The organism is Micrococcaceae bacterium Sec5.7, from assembly GCA_039636785.1.
In the GTDB taxonomy this organism is placed as follows: Bacteria; Actinomycetota; Actinomycetes; order Actinomycetales; family Micrococcaceae; genus Arthrobacter.
On sequence record CP144169.1, the window covers coordinates 2773878 to 2800304 of the forward strand.

The 26427-nt window shown below is 62.3% G+C and carries 20 protein-coding genes; 3 read left to right on the forward strand and 17 right to left on the reverse strand.

Going from position 1 to position 26427, the window contains the following annotated elements; genetic code table 11:
- Nucleotide 1: 1 nt before the first annotated feature.
- Both rplC and rpsJ read right to left on the reverse strand, forming a co-directional pair.
- Nucleotides 2-652 (reverse strand): 50S ribosomal protein L3, encoded by a 651-nt coding sequence (gene rplC, locus V3C33_13215; protein ID XAS66449.1) that lies wholly within the window; start codon nucleotides 650-652, stop codon nucleotides 2-4.
- A 17-nt stretch (nucleotides 653-669) separates the two neighbouring features.
- On the reverse strand, nucleotides 670-978 hold the full coding sequence (gene rpsJ / locus V3C33_13220) for a 30S ribosomal protein S10 (protein XAS66450.1): 309 nt from the start codon (nucleotides 976-978) through the stop codon (nucleotides 670-672).
- 396 nt (nucleotides 979-1374) lie between these two features.
- Between rpsJ and V3C33_13225 the strand changes: the two genes are divergently transcribed.
- The gene (locus tag V3C33_13225) at nucleotides 1375-2826 is read left to right on the forward strand and encodes a GH1 family beta-glucosidase (protein XAS66451.1); all 1452 of its coding nucleotides are present in this window, start codon (nucleotides 1375-1377) and stop codon (nucleotides 2824-2826) included.
- Here V3C33_13225 and V3C33_13230 read toward each other — a convergent pair whose 3' ends face one another.
- The 10 genes from V3C33_13230 to V3C33_13275 form a co-directional block, all read right to left on the reverse strand.
- Nucleotides 2827-2955, reverse strand: a complete 129-nt coding sequence (locus tag V3C33_13230) for a hypothetical protein (protein ID XAS66452.1) — start codon at nucleotides 2953-2955, stop codon at nucleotides 2827-2829.
- Between the two features lie 30 nt (nucleotides 2956-2985).
- Nucleotides 2986-6168 carry a hypothetical protein gene (locus V3C33_13235; GenBank protein XAS66453.1) on the reverse strand — a complete coding sequence of 1061 codons (3183 nt, stop codon included), beginning with the start codon at nucleotides 6166-6168 and terminating at the stop codon, nucleotides 2986-2988.
- A 65-nt stretch (nucleotides 6169-6233) separates the two neighbouring features.
- Complete coding sequence (locus V3C33_13240) at nucleotides 6234-7157, reverse strand: hypothetical protein (protein ID XAS66454.1); 924 nt, start codon at nucleotides 7155-7157, stop codon at nucleotides 6234-6236.
- A 180-nt stretch (nucleotides 7158-7337) separates the two neighbouring features.
- Nucleotides 7338-8528: an elongation factor Tu gene (tuf, locus tag V3C33_13245; GenBank protein XAS66455.1), complete on the reverse strand. Its 1191-nt coding sequence runs from the start codon at nucleotides 8526-8528 to the stop codon at nucleotides 7338-7340.
- A 247-nt stretch (nucleotides 8529-8775) separates the two neighbouring features.
- Nucleotides 8776-10890 (reverse strand): elongation factor G, encoded by a 2115-nt coding sequence (gene fusA / locus V3C33_13250; protein XAS66456.1) that lies wholly within the window; start codon nucleotides 10888-10890, stop codon nucleotides 8776-8778.
- 68 nt (nucleotides 10891-10958) lie between these two features.
- Nucleotides 10959-11429, reverse strand: a complete 471-nt coding sequence (gene rpsG, locus V3C33_13255; protein XAS66457.1) for a 30S ribosomal protein S7 — start codon at nucleotides 11427-11429, stop codon at nucleotides 10959-10961.
- 1 nt (nucleotide 11430) lies between these two features.
- Complete coding sequence (rpsL, locus tag V3C33_13260; protein ID XAS66458.1) at nucleotides 11431-11805, reverse strand: 30S ribosomal protein S12; 375 nt, start codon at nucleotides 11803-11805, stop codon at nucleotides 11431-11433.
- 396 nt (nucleotides 11806-12201) lie between these two features.
- On the reverse strand, nucleotides 12202-16101 hold the full coding sequence (locus V3C33_13265) for a DNA-directed RNA polymerase subunit beta' (protein XAS66459.1): 3900 nt from the start codon (nucleotides 16099-16101) through the stop codon (nucleotides 12202-12204).
- A 103-nt stretch (nucleotides 16102-16204) separates the two neighbouring features.
- Nucleotides 16205-19711 (reverse strand): DNA-directed RNA polymerase subunit beta, encoded by a 3507-nt coding sequence (gene rpoB / locus V3C33_13270; GenBank protein ID XAS66460.1) that lies wholly within the window; start codon nucleotides 19709-19711, stop codon nucleotides 16205-16207.
- Between the two features lie 324 nt (nucleotides 19712-20035).
- Nucleotides 20036-20509 carry a hypothetical protein gene (locus tag V3C33_13275; GenBank protein ID XAS66461.1) on the reverse strand — a complete coding sequence of 158 codons (474 nt, stop codon included), beginning with the start codon at nucleotides 20507-20509 and terminating at the stop codon, nucleotides 20036-20038.
- 212 nt (nucleotides 20510-20721) lie between these two features.
- Here V3C33_13275 and V3C33_13280 point away from each other — a divergent pair, with 212 nt between their 5' ends.
- Nucleotides 20722-21921, forward strand: coding sequence for an acetyl-CoA C-acetyltransferase (locus tag V3C33_13280; protein ID XAS66462.1), 1200 nt, complete (start codon nucleotides 20722-20724; stop codon nucleotides 21919-21921).
- 44 nt (nucleotides 21922-21965) lie between these two features.
- Nucleotides 21966-22451, forward strand: coding sequence for a YbaK/EbsC family protein (locus tag V3C33_13285; GenBank protein XAS66463.1), 486 nt, complete (start codon nucleotides 21966-21968; stop codon nucleotides 22449-22451).
- Between the two features lie 147 nt (nucleotides 22452-22598).
- Here the strand turns inward: V3C33_13285 and rplL are convergent, their stop codons facing one another.
- The 5 genes from rplL to V3C33_13310 all read right to left on the reverse strand — a co-directional run bounded on the left by rplL (nucleotide 22599) and on the right by V3C33_13310 (nucleotide 26367).
- Nucleotides 22599-22973 carry a 50S ribosomal protein L7/L12 gene (gene rplL / locus V3C33_13290; GenBank protein XAS66464.1) on the reverse strand — a complete coding sequence of 125 codons (375 nt, stop codon included), beginning with the start codon at nucleotides 22971-22973 and terminating at the stop codon, nucleotides 22599-22601.
- 79 nt (nucleotides 22974-23052) lie between these two features.
- Complete coding sequence (gene rplJ / locus V3C33_13295) at nucleotides 23053-23661, reverse strand: 50S ribosomal protein L10 (protein XAS66465.1); 609 nt, start codon at nucleotides 23659-23661, stop codon at nucleotides 23053-23055.
- 297 nt (nucleotides 23662-23958) lie between these two features.
- Nucleotides 23959-25089: a GNAT family N-acetyltransferase gene (locus tag V3C33_13300; GenBank protein ID XAS66466.1), complete on the reverse strand. Its 1131-nt coding sequence runs from the start codon at nucleotides 25087-25089 to the stop codon at nucleotides 23959-23961.
- Entirely contained in the window at nucleotides 25086-26219 is a 1134-nt protein-coding gene (locus tag V3C33_13305) for a GNAT family N-acetyltransferase (GenBank protein ID XAS66467.1), read from the reverse strand. The genes V3C33_13300 and V3C33_13305 overlap by 4 nt, the downstream gene beginning before the upstream one ends.
- Before the next feature lie 7 nt (nucleotides 26220-26226).
- Nucleotides 26227-26367: a hypothetical protein gene (locus tag V3C33_13310; protein XAS66468.1), complete on the reverse strand. Its 141-nt coding sequence runs from the start codon at nucleotides 26365-26367 to the stop codon at nucleotides 26227-26229.
- Nucleotides 26368-26427 lie beyond the last annotated feature (60 nt).

Below are 26427 nucleotides of genomic sequence, written 5' to 3' on the forward strand. Positions count from 1 at the left end.
ACTAGGCTCCCTTCACGGCGGTGCGTACGAGTACGACCTGGCCGCGGGCGCCGGGGACGGCGCCCTTGATCAGGAGCAGCGACTTCTCGACGTCAACTGCGTGAACCGTGAGGTTCAGCGTGGTGTGACGAACGGCGCCCATGCGGCCGGCCATTTTCATGCCCTTGAAGACGCGGCTCGGGGTGGATGCGCCACCGATTGAACCGGGCTTGCGGTGGTTCTTGTGAGCACCGTGTGAGGCGGGAGCACCGTGGAAGCCGTGACGCTTCATAACACCGGCGAAGCCCTTACCCTTGGTGGTGCCAATAACGTCGATCTTCTGGCCGGCTTCGAAGAGCTCTACAGAAAGCTCCTGGCCCAGCTCGTAAGAATCAGCATCTGCAGTGCGCAGTTCTACGACGTGGCGGCGAGGCGTGACGCCTGCCTTTTCAAAGTGACCAGCCAGCGGCTTGGTGACCTTGCGGGGATCGATCTGGCCATAGCCGATCTGGACTGCGACGTAGCCATCAACTTCTGCGTTGCGCAGCTGCGTGATGACATTCGAGTCAGCCTGGACCACAGTGACGGGGATGAGCTTGTTGTTCTCGTCCCAGACCTGGGTCATGCCGAGCTTCGTGCCCAGCAGTCCCTTTACGTTACGGATTGCGGTCATAGTTTCTCAGCACCTCCCTACAGCTTGATTTCGATGTTCACGTCGGCCGGCAGGTCGAGACGCATCAGCGAATCAACGGCCTTCGGCGTGGGATCGATGATGTCGATAAGACGCTTGTGAGTACGCATTTCAAAGTGCTCACGGCTGTCCTTGTACTTGTGCGGAGAGCGGATAACACAGTAAATGTTCTTCTCCGTAGGCAGCGGCACAGGGCCCACTACCGTTGCGCCTGCGCGCGTGACCGTCTCAACGATCTTCCGTGCTGAAACGTCAATGACCTCGTGGTCGTATGACTTCAGCCGGATGCGGATTTTTTGTCCCGCCATGTCGCCTGACTCTCTTTCAGTTAGTGCTGCTCTAGTTAGGGCTGCTCTGTTTACTTGCGTGTTGCATGTGGCTGCCGAAGCATTTGAAGTCTGAACTACCACCCGACGCACAGGCTGAATCCGGAAGAATCCGGGTTCCTCAACCTGCCGGCGTAACCGACCCCCGCGGTCGGGCGTGTCGCGATTTTCACGCGTACAAATCCGCAGTTCCATGGGGAGTGGGTTATGTTTGGTCTTCCACTTGGACCCTGACACCCGGCATTATCCGGATCGGGACGCGAAGAAGCGCTTGAACAACTCATCTAGTATGCCGGATTTTGTCCACAGAAGCGAATCTGGCGGCACAAGGGCCCTCAGGTCATTGCCTTCAGCAACCTTCGAATGGATGATAGTGGCATGACGGTGGAGAATGCTGTTTCGGTGCAGGAGCTCGCCGGCCGCCTCAATCCTGGATTCACCCTGGGGGTCGCCGCGGCCGCCTTCCAGATTGAAGGTGCAGTGGCAGCAGACGGCAAGGGCCCGTCCGGGTGGGACGCCTTCGCCGAGAAACCCGGCAGTATTGTGGACGGACATTCGCCCACCGTTGCCTGCGACCACTATAACCGCTCCCCCGAAGACGTTGCGCTGATGCGCGAACTCGGGGTGGACTCCTACCGCTTTTCGCTCTCCTGGCCAAGGATCCAGCCGGATGGGCGGGGACCTTTCAACGCGGAAGGCCTGGACTTTTATGACCGGCTGATTGATCAGCTGCTCGAAGCTGGCATCTCCCCCATGGCAACCCTGTACCACTGGGATACCCCGCTCCCGCTGGAACACAGCGGGGGCTGGATGAATCGCTCCACCGCGGAACGGTTCGCCGAATACAGCGCCGCAGCAGCCGGACGCTTCGGTGACCGGGTTGATCAGTGGGTCACGCTCAACGAACCCGTGTCCGTTACGCTGAACGGCTATGCACTCGGTGTCCACGCCCCCGGCCGCGATCTGTTGTTCGATGCGCTGCCCGCCGTGCACCACCAGCTGCTGGCACATGGCCTCGCGGTTCAGGCACTGCGGGCGGAGGGGGTTAGAGGAAGCATCGGAGTCACCAACCTGCACTCACCGGTCCGGCCGGCGTCCCGCAAAATTGCCGACCGTTTGGTGGCAACCGTGTTCGACCTGATGCTCAACCGGGTGTACGCAGACCCCATCTTGCTGGGCCACTACCCCAAACCTCCGTTGATCGCCAAGCCGTGGTTCCGTTCCCTGGGACGGATTTCCGACGCCGATCTGCGCACCATCCATCAGCCCCTGGACTTCTACGGCCTGAACTACTACTACCCGGTGAAGATAGCCGCCGGAAAAGGGCCACCCGAAAGCCCGGCGGGACCTGCCGAGGCCATGGCCCGGGTGCCGTTCCACCAGGCTGCCTTTGGCGAGTACGACACGACAGGCTTCGGCTGGCCGGTTGCCCCGGAACATCTGGGGATCCTGCTGCGGGAACTGAAGGACCGCTACGGCGATGCCCTGCCGCCGGTTTACATCACGGAAAGCGGCGCCAGCTTCCCTGAGCCTGACCACGTCTCCGGGCCCATCCCGGATGACCGGCGGATCGACTACATTTCCGGCCATCTTGGCCAGGCGCTGATGGCCACGGCCCCGGGCGGGATCGCCGACGACGTAGAGCTGCTGGGCTATTACGTCTGGACGCTGCTGGATAACTTCGAATGGGCCGCCGGGTATTCGCAGCGCTTCGGGCTGGTGCATGTTGATTTTGACACCCTGGAGCGGACGCCCAAGGATTCCTTCTACTGGTACCAGGCCCTGAGCCGGGCCCGGAAGGCCTTGGCTACGGAGCCGCTGGCGCCGTAGCTACTGCTGGTTCTTATTGGCGCGGTTGATCCGCTTGGCGCGGTCAATCTCGTTGCGGAAATGCCTCTTGGCCCAGAAAACGCCAGCCACCACTGCAACGGCCACAATCAGGAAAATAAGCCATCCCATGATGAGCTCCTCTCTTTGGAAGCAACCCTATCAGGGGCGGTGGAGCGGCTCCTCGGGCCTGGCGTCCGCCGCCAGGGCGTGCGGCGGTGTGGGGTCCGGAGCCTGCGTCCCTACAGCCGGCACCTGCTCCGGTTTGCTGCGGTTCAGCCGCCACACGGCCAAGGCAATAAGCCCGACGGCGATCAGCGCCAGGAGTGCGAACGTGTACTGCCGCATGGCCCACATGATGCAGACCGCGTTTCCGGCGGCACCCCACCAGACGAACAGCCGCTCACCCAGGCCCAGTCCGGTCACGAGAAGCACGGCCAGTAGCGCCAGTACCCACAGCTGCTGTCCACCGTTGCCGCCGAAGATGATTCCCAGGCCGCTTAGTGAAAGCAGGACAGCGCCCGCACCCAGGACCAGCCGGCCGGCAAGGGAGTGCCCGGACTTGTACCGAAGCAGTGCCAGCACACCGGCCAGCAATACATACCACTGGGTGGTCCAGAACGGATCGGGTCCGGCCGGATAGGACCAGGAGCTGTCATCCAGGCCCTCGTCGGCGAACAGCACGGCACGCTGGATGGAGGCCGTGACGGCCAGGGCAGCGAGTTCAGCGGTAACCCTGCGCTCCTTGGCGGGCGCTTCGAGGCAGCAGACTGTGGCAGTCAGCGCCACGAACACCACACCGGTCCAGGACGTGGCATGGTGCCACAGCCCGGCCACCGCAGCGATCGCCAGCCCCAAAGCCCCTGCGCCGGCGAGGGACCAGCGCCTTACCGGGGCGCCCAGGAACGGTCTGCTGAACGCCAGACGGACGGCATAAAGCCCTGCGCCCGCGATGCCGCAGCCAACCAGCCACGGCAGATAGTCCCCCCAGGCACCGGGGACATCGCGGAACGCCACAGCTGCAGACAGCGTGGCGCCGGTCAGAAACGACGCGACCGCCAGCGGGTAGACGGCCGGCAGCTTCTCAAGGTGTGACGCAGCGAAGCAGACCACGGCGAGCACAAGCACCGCCGCCCCTGAGATCCAGTCCGATGCCAACGGCGACAGCACGATCCCTGACACGGCAAAGGAACCCGCGGCTGCCAGCCAGAGCCAGCGCTCGATGGTCCCGGGTGCCGTGTCGACTGGCCGGACGGATGCGGGCCCCAGGGAGGCCGGCCGCAGCACGCCGCTTACTGTCGCCGCGAGGGACATGCACAACAGCACCAGCGCCACTCCGTTGTCGCTCAGAACGGGCGCGGCCAGGTAAGCGCTTCCGGTCTCCCCCGGCCCGAATCGGAGCCGGGGGCCGAGCGCCACCACACCGAACAGCGCCGCGTAAACCGTGAGGTAGACAGCGCCGCGGGCGGCGAAGAAACGGCTGGCGGCAGCGGCGGAGACCAGCAGCAGGACCAGTTCCAGCAGCACGACCCATCGGCCGCCGTCGTCCGCCTGCGGGTCCTGCGGGAAACGGGACTGCCAGAGATAGCCGAGCGGAAGCAGCACCTGGCCGGCCAAGGTGATCCATACGGCAGCCTGCTGGAAGGGAACCTGCTGCAGCCTCCTGCGCATCAACCAGCGGATCACGTGCTGGACCGCCAGGACCAGTGCGGACGTCACCGACACCGCTGTGGCGGACGCCGCGATGTCATAGCTAAGTACCAGTGCCAGGGCGGCCGTGAGTACCCGTGCGGCGATGAAATACCCGCCCTTGGCGACGCGTTCCTTGACCGCGACCACCATCACCGCGCTGAAGGCGGCAAAAATGCCCAGCAGCAGTCCGACGTGGAGCATCCCGCCACCGCTGAACAGCAGCAACAGCAACAGCGCCGCGGGCGCGAAGACAAACGACCCGGCCCTTTCCCGCAGGACGTAACCGGAGGCCGCGGCACACAGGGCCACTAATACCGTGGACAGTGTGACCTGCCCTTCACTGTCTGCAGACAGCGCGATGGTTGCGGTGGCGGCCAGCTGAATACCGAGCACGGCGGCGGCATCCGCCATGACCAACCGCGGGGCGCGGCTCCTGGAAGCGGCCGCCAGGGGGAACACGAGCTGCAAGCCGAGTGCCACCGCCAGGACCGTTGCGGGCAAAACACGCTCATCACCAATTACCACCGGCCCTGAAGTCTCCTGCAGCTGGTGGAATGCCGTGAGAATCAGGCTGGTGCACGCAGCGCGGGCAAGCCACCAATATGCCCAGCGGTGTTGCAGGCCGGTCAGCCGGACGGCTGTGGCTACCAGGAAAGCCACAACCAACAGCGAAGCGATGTTTCCCATCAGCTGCGAAACACCGGCAAAAGTCAGCGGTACCGCGGCGAGGGCCACAACGAGAGGGAGGGCCTCAGAGATTGTGGGCTCCCAAGGAGCACCGTCAGGGGAACGCCGGAAAAGCAGCCAGCCGATGCCCAGCGCCGCCACAAGCTGGACCATCAGGGCCAGGCCAGCCAAACCTTCGCTCTGGGTGGTGTCCGCAAAAGGCAAAACGGAGCCCGCCAGAACACCGAGCCCCGCGAAGACGGCAAGGCTGACATTCGGGGCAAGGCTGCGGATCCCGGCAAGCAGCAAGCCAGCCGTCAGCAGCTGCTGACACACGAGCGCCAGGGCGAATGACAGCAGAACGGGGGCCTGCTGCGGCAACCCATCGCCGCCCGCTGCCGCAACCGTCACCGGAACCGCCAGAGTGACGGCGATCCGTGCAGCCAGCACAAACTGCTGCCGAAGCGGAGTCCCCGAGGGAACGGAACGGACGGCCCAGAATGCTGCTGCCAGAACTAGCATGCCTGCCAACGCCCAGTATCCCACCCGCTCGCCGAACAGTCCTGCAAGTATCAGGGCCGCTGCCGGAGCCCACTCGGCGGCCCCGCCGAGCCTTGCCGCCAGCACCATGCCGGTGGTGATTGCGAGGACCACAGGGATCCAGAGAGGAATGTTGGCCGGCTGGTCAAGGGAGCCGTAGCGGAACGCTTCTGAGAGCGCCACCGCAACGGCGAAGCCAAGCGTGAGCACCAGCTGGATGCCGAAAGTGACCAGAGCGTCAGCCTTCCACCGGCCGGCGTTTCCGGACCGGGTCCCGGACCCCGGAAGCCACGCCGCCAGAGTGCGCGCAGCGAAAGAAATACCCGCGGCCTGTACTGCCAGCAGCGCTGCCGCCGCCGCGAGGGCGTCGGTCCCCCGGTCAGTGAGATGCCAGACTCCGACGGCGGCGGCAACAGTCAGTGCCAGCCTCGCGGCATGGAAGTTCAACAGCCTGAACCTGCCGGCCGGCACTAACGCCATCAGCGCGAAATAGCAGCCGCACATTGCCATGATCAGGGCGTATTCGCCCTTTCCAGCAGCAGGGGCACAAAGGTCACCGCAACGGCTACCGCCGGCACAACAAACGGGTGAAGGTCCATCAGCGGCCTGATGTAGACAGGCGGCAGCCATCGCGGACGCATCAGCGCGAGGATGGCCAGGAGGACGGCCACCGCAATCATCGCCGTGAAATACCAGACCAGGGCGCCACCGAGTACTGAAACACCTGACCAGGCCGTGGAAACCACGAATGTCAGGGAGAGATATACCAGCACCCTGCTTTCGAGCCGGACCGCTGCCACCACGTACGCCACAACGCCAATAAGGGACGTGACCAGCCAGGCAACAGGGCCATTGGGTACAGCGAAGTTGTACATGGCAAGCCCTGTGACCGGGATTAGGGCAAGGCCGGTGCCGGCGAAAGCCACCGCGGCCGGCCGGAGGCGTGGAGCCCTGGCGTGAAGAACAAAGCCCGCACCATAGAACAGTGCCGTGATGGCGCCAACACCGGCGAAGCGAAGCATCTCAGGAAGATTTGTGCCGATGAACAAGGCTCCGGCGGCCACCAGCAGCAGGCTGGCGATGTAGAGCGTCATGTTGATGTTCTGGCGGTCCTGCTTCACCCGGCGAGCCTGTTGTTCAGCCTTGACCTGTGCCGGGGACAGCTGCTGCTGTGATGGCCGGAACCCTTGATGCGCTGCCGAGGTGCGCGGAGCCGGAATGCCTGCCGGTTCAGTGCGCGGAGCCGGAGATTCCGTCCGAACCGGCCGGGGCCGCGCGGAAGTTTGGAGACGTTCAGCCGGTGCTGCCTGGACATACACGGGCCCGCCCGCCTCAGCAACGTCCGTCTGGGCTGATCCTGCGCGGCTGGCGACAGCATCCCGCCAGCCCTGAAGGTGGCCGGCGCGGTAGCCGGCCTGATAGGACTCATCCCACATCTTGTAGCCTCTCCATCGCGTCGGTCGGCCGGAACAACAACGGAACCAATTAGTCCAATGACTGGATTAATACTAGCAAAGAACAGCCCCGCTGCAATAGCAGCGGGGCTGTTCCAAACTTCACGTCAGGCCGTCAGACGGCCAACCGATCGGAGATCAGAAAACAGCGATCAGCAAGGACTACTTGACGATCTTGGTAACGCGACCTGAACCAACGGTGCGGCCGCCTTCGCGGATTGCGAAGCCGAGGCCCTCTTCCATGGCGATCGGCTGGATCAGCGCGACAGTCATTTCGGTGTTGTCGCCAGGCATAACCATTTCCGTGCCCTCGGGCAGGGTGATGACACCGGTAACATCCGTGGTGCGGAAGTAGAACTGCGGGCGGTAGTTGGAGTAGAACGGGTTGTGACGCCCGCCTTCGTCCTTGGAGAGGATGTAGACGTTAGCCTCGAAGTCGGTGTGCGGGGTAATGGAACCCGGCTTGACGACAACCTGGCCACGCTCTACGTCATCGCGCTTCAGACCGCGGAGCAGGAGGCCACAGTTCTCGCCGGCCCATGCTTCGTCGAGCTGCTTGTGGAACATCTCGATACCGGTAACGGTGGTCTTCTGAACCGGACGGATACCGACGATTTCAACCTCAGAGTTGATCGCGAGGGTACCGCGCTCGGCGCGACCCGTCACAACGGTGCCACGACCAGTGATGGTGAAGACGTCTTCAATCGGCATCAGGAACGGCTTGTCACGGTCGCGTACCGGGTCCGGAACGGACTCGTCGACAGCTGCCATGAGATCCTCGACGGACTTGACCCAAACCGGGTCGCCTTCGAGTGCCTTCAGGCCGGAGACGCGAACAACAGGTGCTTCGTCGCCATCGAAGCCCTGAGCGCTGAGCAGCTCACGAACTTCCATTTCAACGAGGTCCAGCAGTTCTTCGTCATCAACCATGTCCGACTTGTTCAGTGCGACCAGCAGGTAGGGAACGCCAACCTGGCGGGCGAGCAGAACGTGCTCACGGGTCTGAGCCATCGGGCCGTCAGTGGCGGCAACCACCAGGATTGCACCGTCCATCTGTGCAGCGCCGGTGATCATGTTCTTGATGTAGTCAGCGTGACCCGGGGCGTCTACGTGTGCGTAGTGGCGCTTCTCGGTCTGGTACTCAACGTGGGAAATGTTGATGGTAATGCCGCGCTGACGCTCTTCGGGAGCAGAGTCAATAGACGCGAAGTCGCGCTGCTCGTTGAGAGTCGGGTACTTGTCGTACAGCACCTTGGAAATGGCGGCCGTCAACGTCGTCTTACCGTGGTCAACGTGACCAATGGTACCGATGTTAACGTGCGGCTTAGTCCGCTCGAACTTTGCCTTTGCCACAGGTTCCTCCTAGAACGTTTTCAAATGACTTACCCTTCAACCGCGCTTGTCGCGGCAGAAACTCCAGTAAGTCTACTTGGGGGGCTTTGGATTGGTGAAATTGCAGATTCAGGAACTAATACTAGCTCCTAGAGCCTGTTCGTGCAGATGGCCGGTATCCGGTCAGGACCGAAGCCCGGCCACCTGCACCAGGTGAATTTCCGTAATCGGAAACGTACCCGAGTTTTTGCTGCGACAGCCGGAAAGACTATTCGCCGCGGTTCTTCTGGATGATCTCGTCGGCAAATGCCTTCGGGACCTCGGCGTAGCTGTTGAACGTCATGGAATACACAGCGCGGCCCTGGGTCTTGGAGCGCAGGTCACCGATGTAGCCGAACATGCCGGACAACGGAACATGCGCACGGATGACCTTGACCCCTGCTGCATCTTCCATCGACTGCATCTGGCCACGGCGGGAGTTGAGGTCACCGATTACTTCACCCATGTATTCCTCAGGGGTGCGGACCTCTACATCCATCAGCGGTTCGAGCAGAACAGGGTTCGCCTTGCGTGCGGCTTCCTTGAAAGCCATACGTCCGGCGATCTTGAACGCCATTTCCGAGGAGTCAACATCGTGGTAGGCGCCGTCAATCAGGGTCGCCTTGATGCCGACAACCGGGTAGCCAGCCAATACGCCTTCATTCAATGCGGACTGGATTCCCTGGTCAACCGACGGGATGTATTCGCGGGGGATACGGCCACCCGTGACCTTGTTCTCGAACTCGTACAGCTCGCCGTCCGCGGTGTCCAGCGGCGCAATGGCGATCTGGATCTTTGCGAACTGACCCGAACCACCGGTCTGCTTCTTGTGAGTGTAGTCGTGACGCTCAACGGTGTTTTTGATCGTTTCGCGGTACGCAACCTGCGGCTTGCCCACGTTGGCCTCGACCTTGAACTCGCGGCGCATGCGGTCCACCAGGATGTCCAGGTGGAGCTCGCCCATGCCGGCGATGATGGTCTGGCCGGTGTCCTCGTTGAGGGAGACCTGGAAGGTCGGATCCTCAGCGGAGAGCTTCTGGATGGCCGTGGAGAGCTTCTCCTGGTCACCCTTGGTGTTCGGCTCGATGGCAACCGAGATCACGGGCTCCGGGAAGCTCATGGACTCGAGAACGATCTGGTTGTTGGGATCACTCAGGGTATCCCCTGTGGTGGTGTCCTTCAGACCGATGGCTGCGTAGATGTGGCCAGCCGCGGCGCCGTCAACCGGAAGTTCCTTGTTGGCGTGCATCTGGAACAGCTTGCCGATGCGTTCTTTCTTGCCCTTGGTGGTGTTAACTACCTGGGTGCCTGCAGACACATGACCCGAGTAAACACGGATGAATGTCAGCTGGCCGAAGAACGGGTGGGTCGCAACCTTGAACGCCAGAGCCGAGAACGGCTCTTCCGTGGACGGCTTGCGGGTCAGTTCGATTTCCTCGTTGCGGGGATCGTGACCGATCATCGGAGGAACATCGTTCGGGGACGGCAGGAAGTCGATGACGGCATCAAGCATCGGCTGAACGCCGCGGTTCTTGAAGGCAGAGCCACAAAGAACCGGGTAGAGCTCGGAGTTGATGGTCATCTTGCGGATGCCGGCCTTGAGTTCCTCAACGGTGATTTCTTCACCTTCGAGGTACTTCTCCATGAGCTCTTCTGTGGCCTCAGCAACGGTCTCAACGAGCGTCGCACGGTACTCTTCAGCCTTGGTCTGGAGATCGGCCGGGATCGCCTGGACCTCGTACTTGGCGCCCATGGTGACGTCACCCTTGGAGTCGCCGGGCCAGACCAGCGCGCGCATCTCGAGGAGATCCACAACACCGATGAAGTCGTTCTCAGCGCCGATCGGCAGCTGCATGACCAACGGCTTGGCACCGAGACGGCTGATGATGGTGTCTACCGTGAAGTAGAAATCTGCGCCCAGCTTGTCCATCTTGTTGACGAAGCAGATACGCGGAACGTCGTACTTGTCAGCCTGACGCCAAACAGTCTCGGACTGCGGCTCAACGCCTTCCTTGCCATCGAAGACAGCAACTGCGCCGTCGAGGACGCGCAATGAGCGCTCAACCTCAACGGTGAAGTCAACGTGGCCAGGGGTGTCGATGATGTTGATCTGGTTGTTGTCCCAGAAGCAGGTCACGGCGGCAGACGTGATGGTGATGCCGCGTTCCTTTTCCTGTTCCATCCAGTCGGTCGTCGAAGCGCCGTCGTGGGTTTCGCCGATCTTGTGGTTCACACCTGTGTAGAACAGGATGCGCTCGGTGGTGGTGGTCTTGCCGGCATCGATGTGGGCCATGATGCCGATGTTGCGGACCTTGTTGAGGTCGGTAAGCACGTCCTGTGCCACGGTGTCTCCCTTTCGGATGGATTACGCGTTCGCCGCCGGCTCAGTGAGCCGGCGGCGTCCGGGAAGTATTACCAGCGGTAGTGTGCGAAGGCCTTGTTGGACTCGGCCATCTTGTGGGTGTCTTCGCGGCGCTTCACAGCGGCACCGAGACCGTTGGAGGCATCCAGGATTTCGTTCTGGAGGCGCTCGGTCATGGTCTTTTCGCGGCGGGCCTTGGAGTAGCCGACCAGCCAGCGAAGGGCGAGTGCCGTGGAGCGGCCCGGCTTGACCTCAACCGGAACCTGGTAGGTTGCGCCACCGACACGGCGGGAGCGGACCTCGAGGGAAGGCTTGACGTTCTCCATCGCCTTCTTGAGGGCTGCAACGGGATCGCCGCCGGACTTGGCGCGAGCGCCTTCCAGCGCGCCGTAAACAATGCGCTCTGCGGTGGACTTCTTGCCGTCAACCAGCACCTTGTTGATCAGCTGAGTGACCAACGGGGAACCGTAAACGGGATCTAGTACGAGCGGCCGCTTGGGGGCCGGACCCTTGCGAGGCATATTACTTCTTCTCCATCTTTGCGCCGTAGCGGCTGCGGGCCTGCTTACGGTTCTTCACACCCTGGGTATCGAGGGCGCCACGGACAATCTTGTAACGGACACCCGGAAGGTCCTTCACACGACCGCCGCGAACGAGCACAATGGAGTGCTCCTGCAGGTTGTGGCCTACACCGGGGATGTAAGCAGTTACTTCAACGCCACCGTTAAGGCGCACACGTGCGACCTTACGCAGAGCCGAGTTCGGCTTCTTCGGGGTGGTGGTGTAGACGCGGGTGCAGACACCGCGGCGCATCGGGCTGCCGTTAAGCGCGGGAGCCTTGGTCTTTTTGACCTTAGGCGTGCGGCCCTTGCGGACCAGCTGGTTAATCGTAGGCACTCTCGTGTTCTCCGTTTTATCCGGAGCGGCCGCTTCCAGCCGCTCTCTTTGTGCTTTGCCCCGCCGCCCGGGCTTTGAAGAAGTCTCCAGAGCAGCTGTGGCGAAGCCTTAATAGTCGGATCGCACACTCAGGGGATGACGTGACTTGCGTCTTCAAGGGCCCCTAGGCATGCAAAAATGTGGCATACGTTGCACAAGAACCCTGCAAACCGGAAACGTCGCTCTGGTTCAGCCTCTCAGCTGAAACCGGCGCACTCATCCACTGCCACAATAACAATTGGTCACAAGTCTAACATGGACTGCCGCCAGGCCTAATCGGCGCCTTTGCAGCGGGTAGGGCGCACGAAAAGGCCCCGCCTCCACATGGTGGAAACGGGGCCTCTAGGAACCTGACGGTTAGCGGAAGTCGCTGCCCAGATCGTAGTCATCCAGCGGGATGGCGTGGAACTCGGGAGCTCCGTCTCCGCCCAGGGTGTCGTACGAGAAGTCACTGAATGCGCTGGGGCCGGTGAACAGATTGGCCTTTGCTTCTTCAGTCGGCTCCACAGTGACCTCCGTGTAACGCGGGAGACCCGTGCCGGCAGGGATCAGCTTACCGATGATGACGTTCTCCTTGAGGCCGAGCAGCGGATCGCTCTTGCCTTCCATGGCCGCCTGCGTCAGGACGCGGGTGGTTTCCTGGAAGGAAGCAGCGGACAGCCAGGACTCGGTGGCCAAGGAGGCTTTGGTGATACCCATGAGCTCGGGACGTCCGGAAGCCGGAGTCTTTCCCTCGGATACAACGCGGCGGTTGGCGTCTTCGAAGCGGCTGCGTTCCGCCAGCTCACCGGGGAGCAGATCGGATTCACCGGACTCGATGACAGTGACACGGCGCAACATCTGGCGGACGATGACCTCGACATGCTTGTCGTGGATACCGATGCCCTGGCTGCGGTAAACGCCCTGCACTTCGTCCACCAGGAACTTCTGTGCAGCACGGGGGCCCATGATGCGCAGAACCTGCTTGGGGTCAACCGGACCGTTGATGAGCTTCTGGCCCACGGTCACGTGCTGGCCGTCTTCAATCAGGAGACGTGAACGGCGCAGCACCGGGTAAGCGATCTCTTCACTGCCGTCATCCGGAGTGATGACCAGGCGCATCTGACGCTCGGACTCTTCGATGGCGATGCGGCCGGCTGCTTCAGCAATCGGTGCGACACCCTTCGGAGTACGGGCTTCGAAAAGCTCCTGGATACGGGGCAGGCCCTGGGTGATGTCTTCGCCACCGCTGGCTGAAACAGCACCACCGGTGTGGAAGGTACGCATGGTCAGCTGGGTGCCCGGCTCACCGATGGACTGTGCGGCGATAATGCCCACTGCCTCACCGATGTCGACGGTCTTGCCGGTGGCCAGTGAACGGCCGTAGCACAGTGCGCAGGTACCGACGCTGGACTCACAGGTGAGTACGGAGCGGACCTTGACCTCGGTGATGCCGGCTGCGAACAGCTCGGCAATGACGACGTCGCCGCAGTCGGTTCCGCCGGCTGCCAGGACCTTGCCCCTGGAGTCAACGACATCCACGGCCAGGGTACGGGCGTAGGCGCTGTTCTCGACGTTCTCGTCCAGCACCAGTTCACCGTTGGCGTCAGCAACTGCAATTGCAGTGACCAGTCCGCGCTCCGTGCCGCAGTCCTCTTCACGGACAATGACGTCCTGCGAAACGTCCACCAGACGACGGGTGAGGTAGCCCGAGTTGGCCGTACGCAGGGCGGTGTCAGCCAGACCCTTACGGGCACCGTGGGTGGCGATGAAGTATTCCAGCACCGACAGGCCCTCGCGGTAGGAGGACTTGATGGGACGCGGGATGATCTCACCCTTGGGGTTGGCCACAAGACCACGGATACCCGCGATCTGGCGGACCTGCATCCAGTTACCACGTGCACCGGAGGACACCATGCGGTTGATGGTGTTCATCGGGGACAGGTTGTCACGCATCGCCTGGGCGATCTCGTTGGTTGCCTTGTTCCAGATCTCGATCAGTTCCTGGCGACGCTCGTCGTCGTCGATCAGGCCCTTGTCGTACTGGCCCTGGATCTTGGCGGCCAAGGTCTCGTAACCGGCCAGGATCTTCGGCTTGTCCTTGGGCACCTCGATGTCCGAGATGGCCACGGTCACGCCTGAACGGGTGGCCCAGTAGAAACCGGAGTCCTTCAGGTTATCCAGCGTTGCCGCGGTAACAACCTTCGGGTAGCGCTCCGCGAGATCGTTGACAATCCGGGACAGTTCACCCTTGTCGGCAACAGCCTCAACCCACGGGTAGTCAGCCGGCAGTGTCTCGTTGAAGAGAACCTGGCCGAGGGAGGTCTGGACCAGGGCAATCTGACCCGGCTCCCAGCCTTCCGGAGCTTCCCAGCCGGCGTAAGGGACAAAGCCCTCAAGGCGGATCTTGACCTGGGAGTTCAGGTGCAGCTCCCGGAGATCGTAGGCCATGATGGCTTCCGAAACCGAGGAGAAGATACGGCCTTCACCAGCTGAACCAACACGCTTGGTGGTCAGGTGGTAGAGGCCGATGATCATATCCTGCGAAGGCAGAGTCACCGGACGGCCGTCAGACGGCTTCAGGATGTTGTTCGAGGAAAGCATCAGGATGCGTGCCTCAGCCTGGGCTTCGGGGCTCAGCGGCAGGTGGACTGCCATCTGGTCGCCGTCGAAGTCAGCGTTGAAGGCGCCACAAACCAGCGGGTGAAGCTGGATTGCCTTGCCTTCAACAAGCTGGGGCTCGAAGGCCTGGATGCCGAGACGGTGCAGGGTGGGTGCACGGTTCAGCAATACCGGGTGCTCCGTGATGATCTCTTCGAGAACGTCCCAGACCTGCGGACGGTAACGCTCAACCATGCGCTTGGCCGACTTGATGTTCTGAGCGTGGTTGAGGTCAACCAGGCGCTTCATCACGAACGGCTTGAAGAGCTCCAGAGCCATCTGCTTCGGCAGGCCACACTGGTGCAGCTTCAGCTGCGGGCCAACCACGATGACCGAACGGCCGGAGTAGTCAACACGCTTGCCGAGAAGGTTCTGGCGGAAACGTCCCTGCTTGCCCTTGAGCATGTCGCTCAGGGACTTCAGCGGGCGGTTGCCCGGTCCGGTGACCGGACGGCCACGGCGGCCGTTGTCAAAGAGGCTGTCAACAGCCTCCTGAAGCATGCGCTTCTCGTTGTTGACGATGATCTCCGGGGCACCGAGATCAAGCAGTCGCTTGAGTCGGTTGTTGCGGTTGATCACACGGCGGTAGAGGTCGTTGAGGTCGGACGTCGCAAATCGCCCACCGTCCAGCTGGACCATGGGGCGCAGTTCCGGCGGGATCACCGGGACGGCGTCCAGAACCATGCCAAGCGGGCTGTTGTTGGTGGTCAGGAATGCGTTGACAACCTTCAGTCGCTTCAGGGCACGGGTCTTGCGCTGGCCCTTGCCGTTGGCAATGATGTCGCGCAGCAGATCGGACTCAGCCTGCATGTCAAAGGTCTCAAGACGCTTCTTGATTGCCTCGGCACCCATGGAGCCTTCGAAGTACATGCCGTAGCGGTCACGCAGTTCGCGGTACAGGCCTTCGTCACCTTCGAGGTCAGCGACCTTCAGGTTCTTGAAGCGGTCCCAGACCTGCTCGAGGCGCTCGATCTCGGCATCCGCACGCTTGCGCACGTTTGCCATCTGACGGTCCGCGGAGTCACGGGCCTTCTTCTTGTCGGCAGCCTTGGCGCCTTCACCCTCGAGGCGGGCGATCTCGTTTTCGAGGTCGCGTGCGATCGTGGCGATGTCGGAGTCGCGGTTGTCGACCAGCTGCTTCTTCTCGATGTCGTGCTCAACCTGGAGGTTGGGCAGTTCTTCGTGGCGGCTGTCGGCGTCGACACTCGTGATCATGTAGGCGGCGAAGTAGATGACCTTTTCGAGGTCCTTCGGTGCCAGGTCAAGGAGGTAGCCCAGACGGGACGGTACACCCTTGAAGTACCAGATGTGCGTGACGGGAGCGGCCAGCTCAATGTGGCCCATACGCTCACGGCGCACCTTTGCGCGGGTGACTTCAACGCCACAACGCTCGCAGATGATGCCCTTGAAGCGCACACGCTTGTACTTACCGCAGTAGCATTCCCAGTCGCGGGACGGGCCGAAGATCTTCTCGCAGAAGAGGCCGTCCTTCTCAGGCTTGAGCGTGCGGTAGTTGATGGTTTCCGGCTTCTTAACCTCGCCGTAAGACCAGCCACGGATGTCTTCCGCGGTGGCGAGGCCGATCTGCATGAGGCCGAAGGAGGATTCGCTGGACATATGGTCCCTGTTCTCTCTTGTTCTCTAAATTCTGAAGTCTTGGGTTACGGGAAGAGGGAGGAAGCCCGACGGCGGGCGGTGAGGCCCGCCGTCGGACGCCCTGCTAAACCTCTTCTACGGAACTGGGCTCTGCACGAGACAGATCGATGCCCAGTTCTTCCGCAGCCGTGAAGACTGCGTCATCAGAGTCACGCATTTCAATTGTGGTTCCGTCCGTGGAAAGAACTTCCACATTCAGGCACAGCGACTGCATTTCCTTGATCAAGACCTTGAAGGACTCAGGAACGCCCGGCTCCGGGATGTTCTCGCCCTTGACGATGGCTTCGTAGACCTTCACGCGACCATGGATATCATCCGACTTGATCGTGAGGAGTTCCTGGAGCGTGTAGGCAGCGCCGTACGCTTCGAGCGCCCACACTTCCATTTCACCGAAGCGCTGGCCACCGAACTGCGCCTTACCACCCAGCGGCTGCTGGGTGATCATGGAGTACGGGCCGGTGGAGCGTGCGTGGATCTTGTCGTCCACCAGGTGGTGGAGTTTCAGGATGTACATGTAGCCGACCGAGACGGGATCCGGGAACGGCTCGCCGGAGCGGCCGTCAAACAGGCGGGTCTTGCCTGAGGAGTTGATCAGGCGTTCGCCGTCGCGGGTCACGTTGGTGGAATCCAGGAGGCCTGTGATTTCCTCTTCACGTGCACCGTCGAAGACCGGCGTTGCAACAGTGGTCTGGCCACTCTCGCGCGGCAGGTTCGGCAGCTGCTTGAGCCACTCGGGCTCGCCTTCGATCTTCCAGCCGGTCTTGGCAACCCAGCCGAGGTGCGTTTCCAGCACCTGGCCGACGTTCATACGGCCCGGAACACCCAGCGGGTTCAGGACAATATCAACGGGGGTGCCGTCGGCAAGGAAGGGCATGTCCTCGATCGGAAGGATCTTGGAGATGACACCCTTGTTGCCGTGGCGGCCGGCGAGCTTGTCGCCGTCGGTGATCTTACGCTTGGCAGCCACATAGATGCGGACCAGCTGGTTCACGCCCGGGGGCAGTTCGTCGTCGTTGTCGCGGTCAAAGACGCGGACACCGATAACGGTGCCGGACTCGCCGTGCGGAACCTTCAGCGAGGTGTCGCGCACTTCGCGGGACTTCTCACCGAAGATGGCGCGCAGCAGGCGCTCTTCCGGGGTCAGTTCGGTTTCACCCTTCGGGGTGACCTTTCCGACCAGGATGTCGCCGGCTTCAACTTCGGCACCGATGTGGATGATGCCGCGCTCGTCCAGGCCTGCAAGGACTTCCTCGGACACGTTGGGGATGTCACGGGTGATTTCCTCGGCACCAAGCTTGGTGTCGCGGGCATCGATCTCGTGCTCCTCGATGTGGATGGAGGAAAGGACGTCCTCTGCCACGATGCGCTGGGACAGGATGATGGCATCCTCGAAGTTGTGGCCTTCCCATGACATGAATGCCACGAGCAGGTTCTTTCCGAGGGCGAGCTCGCCCTGGTCCGTTGCCGGGCCGTCAGCGATGATGCCGCCGACCTCCAGCCGCTGGCCTTCGTTCACCAGGACACGGTTGTTGTAGCAGTTGCCCTGGTTGGAGCGGGCGAACTTGTTGATCCGGTAGTTGGTTTCCGTGCCGTCATCGTTGAGCATGATGACGAGTTCGGCGGAAACCTCGGTGACCACACCTGCCTTCTTCGCGATGACAACGTCACCGGCGTCGACTGCAGCTGCACGCTCCATGCCGGTACCGACGAACGGCGCCTCGGAACGGACCAGTGGCACAGCCTGGCGCTGCATGTTGGCACCCATGAGTGCACGGTTTGCATCGTCATGCTCAAGGAACGGGATCAGGGCGGTTGCCACGGACACCATCTGGCGCGGGGAAACGTCCATGAACTCGACCTCGCCGGCGGGGACCAGCACAGGCTCGCCTCCACCACCGCGGGCACGGACCAGCACGGTCTCTTCAGCGAACTTCTTGTTGACGTCGAGCGGAGCGTTGGCCTGAGCGATCAGGACCTCCGCTTCGTCGTCGGCCGTCAGGTACTCGACCTCGTCGGAAACAACACCTTCGGAGACAAGACGGTAAGGCGTCTCGATGAAACCGAACGGGTTGATGCGGCCGTAGGAAGCCAGCGAACCGATCAGACCGATGTTGGGGCCTTCAGGGGTTTCGATGGGGCACATGCGTCCGTAGTGCGACGGGTGGACGTCACGGACTTCCATGCCTGCACGGTCACGGGACAGGCCACCCGGGCCAAGCGCAGACAGGCGGCGCTTGTGGGTCAGACCCGACAGCGGGTTGTTCTGGTCCATGAACTGGGACAGCTGGGACGTTCCGAAGAACTCCTTGATTGCCGCAACCACGGGGCGGATGTTGATCAGGGTCTGCGGCGTAATGGCTTCGACGTCCTGAGTGGTCATACGCTCGCGGACAACGCGCTCCATACGGGACAGGCCGGTGCGGACCTGGTTCTCGATGAGCTCGCCGACGGCGCGGATGCGGCGGTTGCCGAAGTGGTCGATGTCATCGATCTCGACGCGCAGCTCGTGGTCCTGGCCGTCGCGCTTGCCGGTGAGGGTCTTCTCACCGGCGTGCAGTGCAACCAGGAACTTGATCATGGCGACGATGTCTTCAACATGCAGGACCGAAGCTTCCTTGTCGCCAAGGGAGCGGTCGATGCCAAGCTTGCGGTTGATCTTGTAACGGCCGACCTTGGCCAGATCGTAGCGCTTGGAGTTGAAGTACAGGTTGTCCAGCAGCGACTGGGCAGCCTCGACGGTGGGCGGCTCGCCCGGTCGGAGCTTGCGGTAGATGTCCAACAGGGCATCTTCGCGGGTCTCGGTGGCGTCCTTCTCCAGCGTTGCGCGCATGGAGTCGTACTGGCCGAATTCCTCGAGGATCTGGCCTTCGGTCCAGCCGAGGGCCTTCAGCAGTACCGTGACGGACTGCTTGCGCTTGCGGTCGAGGCGAACGCCGACCTGGTCGCGCTTGTCGATTTCGAGTTCAAACCATGCACCACGGGACGGGATGATCTTGGCCGTGAAGATGTCCTTGTCGCTGGTCTTGTCAGCGGTGCGCTCGAAGTAAGCGCCCGGTGACCGGACCAGCTGGGAGACAACAACACGCTCGGTGCCGTTGACGACGAAGGTACCCTTCTCCGTCATCAGCGGGAAGTCACCCATGAACACGGTCTGCTGCTTGATTTCGCCCGTGTTGTTGTTCATGAATTCGGCCTTGACATACAGCGGAGCCGAGTATGTAGCGTCCCGGTCCTTGCACTCAGCCATGGTGTACTTCGGATCAGCGAACTCCGGATCGGAGAAGCTCAGGGACATGGTGCCCTGGAAGTCCTCGATCGGGGAGATCTCTTCGAAGATGTCGGAAAGACCGGAGGTGGTGGCGACGCTGAGGTCGCTTTCTTCCACGGCCTTCGCTACGCGTGCCTGCCAGCGTTCATTTCCGACGAGCCAGTCGAAGCTGTCCGTCTGCAGGGCAAGAAGATTCGGAACATCAAGAGGTTCGTGAATCTTTGCGAATGAGAGCCGGCGAGTGGCACCATCGGTGCTTGCCGTATTAGCGGTTTCGTTATTAGAGGTGCTCGAGGCGACCAAGAGGGATCCTTCCACAGACCTTCAGGCGTTTTCAGATCTCCCCTGTTGTGCACCCTGCAGAATGACTCCACAGCGCTACCCATCCGGTTCCGCTATATGACCCGGGACCCAGGCTGCCTATGATGGTGACGTTGTTGACGGCACGTTAATAGGTCAGCTGCAAGGCAAAGCCCACCGCTATATGAAGGCTGAAGGTAAACAGGGAAGACGCAAATATCCACAATACGGCAAATAGTCTCCTGTGTCTACCCCACATCCGGATTTATTGCAAGCACCGTTGCCGCAGGCACCTAGTTGCCGCTGCGGCAAGGCATCTGGCCGCCGCTAAAGCCGGAGTGTCACCCCTTCTGCTGTGCAGGCACCGGCATTGGCGAACACGGCGTCCCGGACTGCGTCCTTGGAGTCCTGGGCCGGCCGTCCACCTGATTCCGCCGCCGAAGCGTGGTCGATGGCAAGCAGGCTCAGCGACGCAAACAGACCGGTGATGTCAGCTGCGGTGTTTCTCTTCGCGTCCTCGGACTTCAGGTAGATGTCCTCATAGGCGTTGGCATCGGTGCCCGGCAATGCCTTGTATTCCGCGTAGAGCGTGTAGAAAAGCTCGCAGGACTCCTTGACCCCGGCCGCAGCCGCGGTCGATTCCCCGGATGCATCTGGAGATGCGGATTCCGACGGCGATGCAACGGCGCTGCTGGAGGGCGTCGGGGGCGCTGTGGTTTTGACCGGAACCGCAACAGCGGGCGAACAAGCGGTAAGTCCGGCGATTCCGGCAATACCGATTGCTGCGATTGTTTTCTTCATTTTGCCGCTCCTGTTTCCCCGGATATCCCCAAAGACCGTCCTGGCCACCCTACGCAAGGCGCTCCGGTGGAGCACGTCCCCCGCATGGGGAGTTCTCCCCAAGCGGTCTTCCTGAACGCGGAATGAGCCCTGCCCCTGGGGCGTTTGAATAGCTAGGTGATCCGGCTCGCGGTAGCCTAGGCCTATATCGTCACAGATCGGAAGAGACAACCATGAGTAACTCCACAGACAACAATGATGTTGTCATTCTGGCCGCGGCGCGCACGCCTCAGGGCCGCCTCAACGGCCAGCTGGCAAGCTTTACGGCAGTCGAGCTCGGGGCGCACGCCATCAAGGCAGCCGTCGCTGCCAGCGGGCTGACTGCCGATCAGGTGGACGCGGTGGTTATGGGCCAGGTACTCCAGGCCGGCGCCGGCCAGAACCCGGCTCGTCAGAGCGCAATCGGTGCAGGTATCGGCTGGAACGTCCCCACCGTCACCATCAACAAGGTGTGCCTTTCCGGCCTGACAGCCGTGATCGACGCCGCCCGGATGATCCGCAGCGGGGATGCCGCCGTGGTGGTTGCCGGCGGCCAGGAATCCATGACCCGGGCACCCCACGTCCTGCCTGGCTCCCGCCAGGGCTGGACCTACGGTGCAGTCCAGGCGCTGGATGTGGCCGCCCATGACGGCCTGACGGACGCCTTCGACGGCCAGTCCATGGGGCTTTCCACGGAAACCAAGAACCTGACCCTGGGCATCGACCGGACTTCGCAGGACGAAGTGGCAGCGCAGTCCCACCGGCGTGCCGCTGCCGCCGCCGGCGATGGAACTTTCGACGACGAGATCGCTCCCATCAGCGTCAAGAAGCGCAAGGGTGAGCCGCTGGTCGTGGCGAAGGACGAAGGCATCCGGCCGGAGACCACTGTTGAGTCCTTGGCCGGCCTGCGTGCGGCGTTCGTCAGCGACGGCACCATTACGGCGGGCAACTCCTCTCCCCTGTCCGATGGTGCTTCTGCCCTGGTTCTGACCTCCCGAAAGTTCGCCGAGGACAACGGACTGGAATACCTGGCCGTCGTGGGCAAGTCCGGGCAGGTGGCCGGGCCGGACAATTCGCTGCATTCGCAGCCCTCCAATGCGATCATGAGTGCCCTGGGCAAGGCCGGCTGGAGCGCAGCGGACCTGGACTTCATCGAGATCAATGAGGCCTTCGGTTCGGTTGCAGTGCAGTCACTCAAGGATCTTGATTACCCGCTGGAAAAGTGCAACATCCACGGCGGCGCAATCGCCCTGGGCCACCCGATCGGAGCCTCCGGGGCGCGGCTGGCCCTGCACGCCGCGCATGAGCTGAAACGGCGGGGCACCGGCAAGGCCGCTGTTTCGCTGTGCGGCGGCGGCGGGCAGGGCGAAGCGCTCCTGTTGTACAGGGACTAGCGGCTACAGCTGACAGTCATGGGACTGGCCGTTTTGGAACTGAGGTGACGGGCAACAACGCAGGCGTCGGCAGGGAACGCTTCCTTGCCGACGCCGCAGCGCGCGGCCTTGAGGTGCAGCTGGTGCAACGTCTGGCGGCCAAGAGCCTCGAGGAAGCGGCGCAGATCCTCGGCATCAGCCCGGCTGACATTGTGAAATCGCTCGTGGTCAAGCACAAGGACGGCAGTTTCCTGTTCGCCCTGATCCCCGGGAACCGCCAGATTTCCTGGCCCAAGCTCAGAAACCTGGTGGGAGTCAACAAGCTGTCCTTGCCGCCGGCGGACCTGGCGTTCGAGGCCACCGGCTATGAGCGTGGCACCATTACCCCGCTGGGCAGCACCACAGCCTGGCCGGTCTACGCGGACCAGAGCATGGCAGGACGGCGGATCTCCATGGGCGCCGGCCAGCATGGCTACAGTGCGTTTGTGGACGCCGATGCCCTGACCACGGCTCTTGGAGCCGTGGTCGCGGACATCAGCGACGCCAGCTGACCCTGCAGAGCAACGCGGGGTCAGGCAGTGACTGTTGGAGAGCGCCGGTGCGGCCGCTTAACTGCGGGAAGCCCCGCCCACCGGAGTGGACGGGGCTTCCCGGAACAGACTGAGCTACTCGAATAGATCGAGAAACGGCAGCTTGAGTTACTTCATGCTAACGCGTGCGCCGGCTTCTTCGAGCTGGGCAACTGCCTTCTCGGCAGCTTCCTTGGTAACGCCTTCGAGAACAGCCTTCGGGGCGCTGTCAACAACGTCCTTAGCTTCCTTCAGACCCAGGGAAGTGATTGCGCGAACTTCCTTGATCACTGCGATCTTCTTGTCGCCGGCAGCTTCGAGGATGACGTCAAATGCCGTCTGCTCCTCTTCTTCTGCGGCGCCACCGGCAGCCGGGCCTGCAACTGCAACAGCAGCGGCCGTTACTTCGAAGGTCTCTTCGAAGAGCTTAACGAACTCGGAGAGCTCGATGATGGTCAGTTCCTTGAAAGCTTCAATGAGCTCTTCGTTGGTGAGCTTCGCCATGGTTGGCGTCCTTCCTATAGTGGTGTTCAGCGGCGCTGGGCCCTGCGTTCACACCGGAGTCTGGTTTAGAAAGAGAAAGTCAGTTCTCTTCGGTGGCAGCGGCCGGAGCCTCTGCATCTGCAGCGGGAGCGTCAGCCGGAGCTTCTGCTTCTGCGGCCGGAGCTTCTTCAGCGGCGGGTGCTTCGGCTTCTGCCGGGGCACCGTTCTCTTCTTCAAGCTTGAGCCGCAGTGCGTCGATGATGCGTACAGCAGCGGCGGCAGGAGCCTTGAGGATGCCTGCAACCTTGGCGAGCTGCAGCTCGCGGGACTCGAGTGCTGCCAGCGCAACAACTTCGCTGGCGTTCAGTGCCTTGCCCTCGAAGTAACCGGTCTTGATAACCAGCTGCTTGTTGGTCTTGGCAAAATCCGTCAGGCTCTTGGCAGCTGCAACTGCGTCACCCTTGATGAACGCGATTGCAGTGGGGCCGGCAAGCTGGCCGTCGAATGCTTCGACACCGGCTTCCTTGGCTGCAATGGCGGTCAGGGTGTTCTTGACGACCGAGAACTTGGTGTCCTGGCCGAGAGAGACACGCAGCTGCTTGAGCTGTGCAACGGTGAGCCCGCGGTATTCGGTCAGGACAGCGGCGTTCGATTCCTTGAAATCGTTAGTGATCTCAGCTACTGCTGAAACCTTTGTAGGCGTTGCCATAACCCTCCTTCCGGGGATAGTGCCGGTATTCGAAGGTCCCCGCTCAGGTGAGCTAAAACTAAAAACGCCCCGCGCAGATGCACGGGGCTTGGCTCAACACGGTCCATGACTGTGGAGCTTTGCTTCGTTCACCTGCGCCGGCCGCCCCATGTTCAGGGTCCTTCGTCCAGAAACCCACTTGCTCTCCCGCGCACAACTACAGAATTGAGCTTTGCTCGAAAGAGTGGATTTCCAACAACCGACGGTCTTTGGTAGTCCAAGCTTACGGGAAACGCGGCTGCTACTCCAAATCGATGGTCAGCTGCTCCTGGGCCCCAGGTCCGGAAGCTCTTTTTGCCAGATGCCCGTGACACCCGCAGTGGTGAATCCCAGCTGCTGGTTGACGGTGAGCAGGTACCTGTTTTCCGGTGCATTCCAGGTGTAGATCACTCGCGCATCGGGGAACTGCTCAGTGAGCCGCTCCATGTTGGCGACCTTGATCAGCAGGCCGAGCTTGTTGCCGCGGTGTTCCTGCAGCACCAGGGTGTCGTCCTGGAACACCACGTCCTGGCGATGCGCCAGGACGCTGATGGTGGTCAGCCCCACCAATGTTCCGGTGGTGAGATGCTCGACGGCGGTGACCACCGTCCGCCGTCCCTGCGCAATGGTGACATCTTCCGCCTCACGGAGGAGACCGCCGTCGAACACCAGGTCCTGTTCGACGTCGCCGTCCGCGGAAGGGTCCACGTGGGATCCGGCCTGGTTTTCGAGTACAGCCACCGCCTCGAGCCAGCGCTCGGGGCAGCGGTCCGTCCAGTGGTGCAGCCGGTAGCGGCCGTTGTTGGCTTGCTCGGCCTCGGCCTCGAGCTCCGACACCAGCTTGGTGTCCAGCGGCAGGGCGCACGAGCTGAACTGCTCGATGTGCTGCAGGGTGTAGCCCGTGCGGCGCGCGAATTCGACCTCCCGGCTTCCCAGCGGCACAAAGCCCTGGCCCGTACCCGGCTCCAGCTGCCCGGACTCGAACTCGTGCAGCGATGACCCCGGGTGGTTGGTGTCCACCAGGATCATGGAACGCCCTTCGCCGCGCGCCAGCTGTTCGGCTGCCTCCAGCAGTTGCCGGCCCACACCCTGGCGCTGGAACTCCGGCAGGATGTCGAGCGTGAACTCAGCAAGATCCAGGTTGTCGGTCAACGGCAGCGCGATGTCCACGGTGCCTACGATGTTCCCGCCCACCTTGGCCACCAGTATCACCTGGCGTTCGTAGGGGTCGGCCAGCTCCAGCAGTTTCTCCAGCGGGGCGTAAGCGAGGTCGTCGCTCCCCCAGGTCTGCATGCGGACCTTGCGCCCCACCTCCACTGCGGAGAGGAAGTCAGCAGCATCGTCCCCGTCGAGGGAATCGGGGATCCACAGCTGCTCAATCCGCACTTCGTTTGCCGTTGGGCGCATCATTCCAGCCGTTTCTGCCACTCACCTTCATAGCCTGAGGGCCTGAATCCAAGCGAAATATTTATCGCCAGCATATGTCGGTTTTCACTGGCGTTCCATGTACAGACAGATTGCCCGGCCGGCCAGTCCTTCTGGGCGCGGCGGATGTTTGCGATCTTGATCAGCATTCCCAGCCGGTGCCCGCGATGCTCGCCCACTACCAGGGTGTCTTCCTGGCTCAGGATCCGGGGCCGGGCCGGGCGCCTGTTGAGCGCCGAGTACGCCGCCAGCTCACCGGTATCCCTACGCCGGGCCGCGGCGACGAGGGACTCAATGCCGCTCTTGCCCCACGTCTGCTCTTCATCGCGCACCCTGGCGGCATCCCAGTCCTCGGCCTCCCATTCCAGTCCCGCCATCGGAAGGTCCGTGCCCATCCGGCTCTTCAGTGCAGCGTAGGCGTCAACCAGCTCCTCCGGGCAGCTGTCCTTCCACTCCACCAGCACGTAGTCCTGCGACTCGGCTTTTGCAGCTTCTTCCAACGCGTCCAGGTGCTCCGGCGCCACCGGCAACGGCAGGCTGCTGGATGTCTCCACCTGCTCCAACTGGTAGCCGGCATTCACCGCGAAAGCGGTTGACGGCGCGGACTTTGGCACACCGCCGGTGCCCGATTTAGCGGGCAGCAACTCATCCGCCTCCGCAACCCTTCCAGCCGGCTCCTCGCAATCCGCGTCAAAGATTGTCCGGCGTCTGCCGCGGCCCACCTCTTCCGCAAAGTCCAGCAGGCGGCGCCCGATGCCCTGGCGCCGATGGGCGGACGCCACCAATACGTCGATCCCGGCGGTTGCCGTATTCTCCTGCAGCGGGAGCGTGACGGAGCACCGGCCCACTGGTTCGCCACCCACGCGTGCTATGAAAAGCTGCCTCTCCTCGTAGCCGTTTCCCCGCCAGAACTGCAGCCGCTCCTGCACGGTGGCGCAGCGGTCGAGATTCCCCCATAGCTCCATTTGGTGTGCGTCCTGGAGCGAGCAGCAGTCGCGGAAATCGGTTCCGTTCCCTTCGGCACTGATGCCGGAGCTCCCGGCTTTCCCGGCGCTGCCGGCGTCGAGCGATTCGGGAATCACGACGGCGGTGATCGTCAAAGGTGTCAGCGTCACCGCCCGTTCACCTGACCTTCAGTTGCCGGCAGAACGTCGGTGGCCTGAAGAACGTCGGTGGCTTGCAGTCTTCGACGGCCGGCAACCCTTGGGAAACCAGACCGGCCGGGAGAGCCAAGGGTTCAACGACGTAGGACAGCGCTCTCATGCCCCCAGCCTAATCATTACTCCCGCCCCATGGCCCGGGAAGGCAAAGAACCGCCCGGCT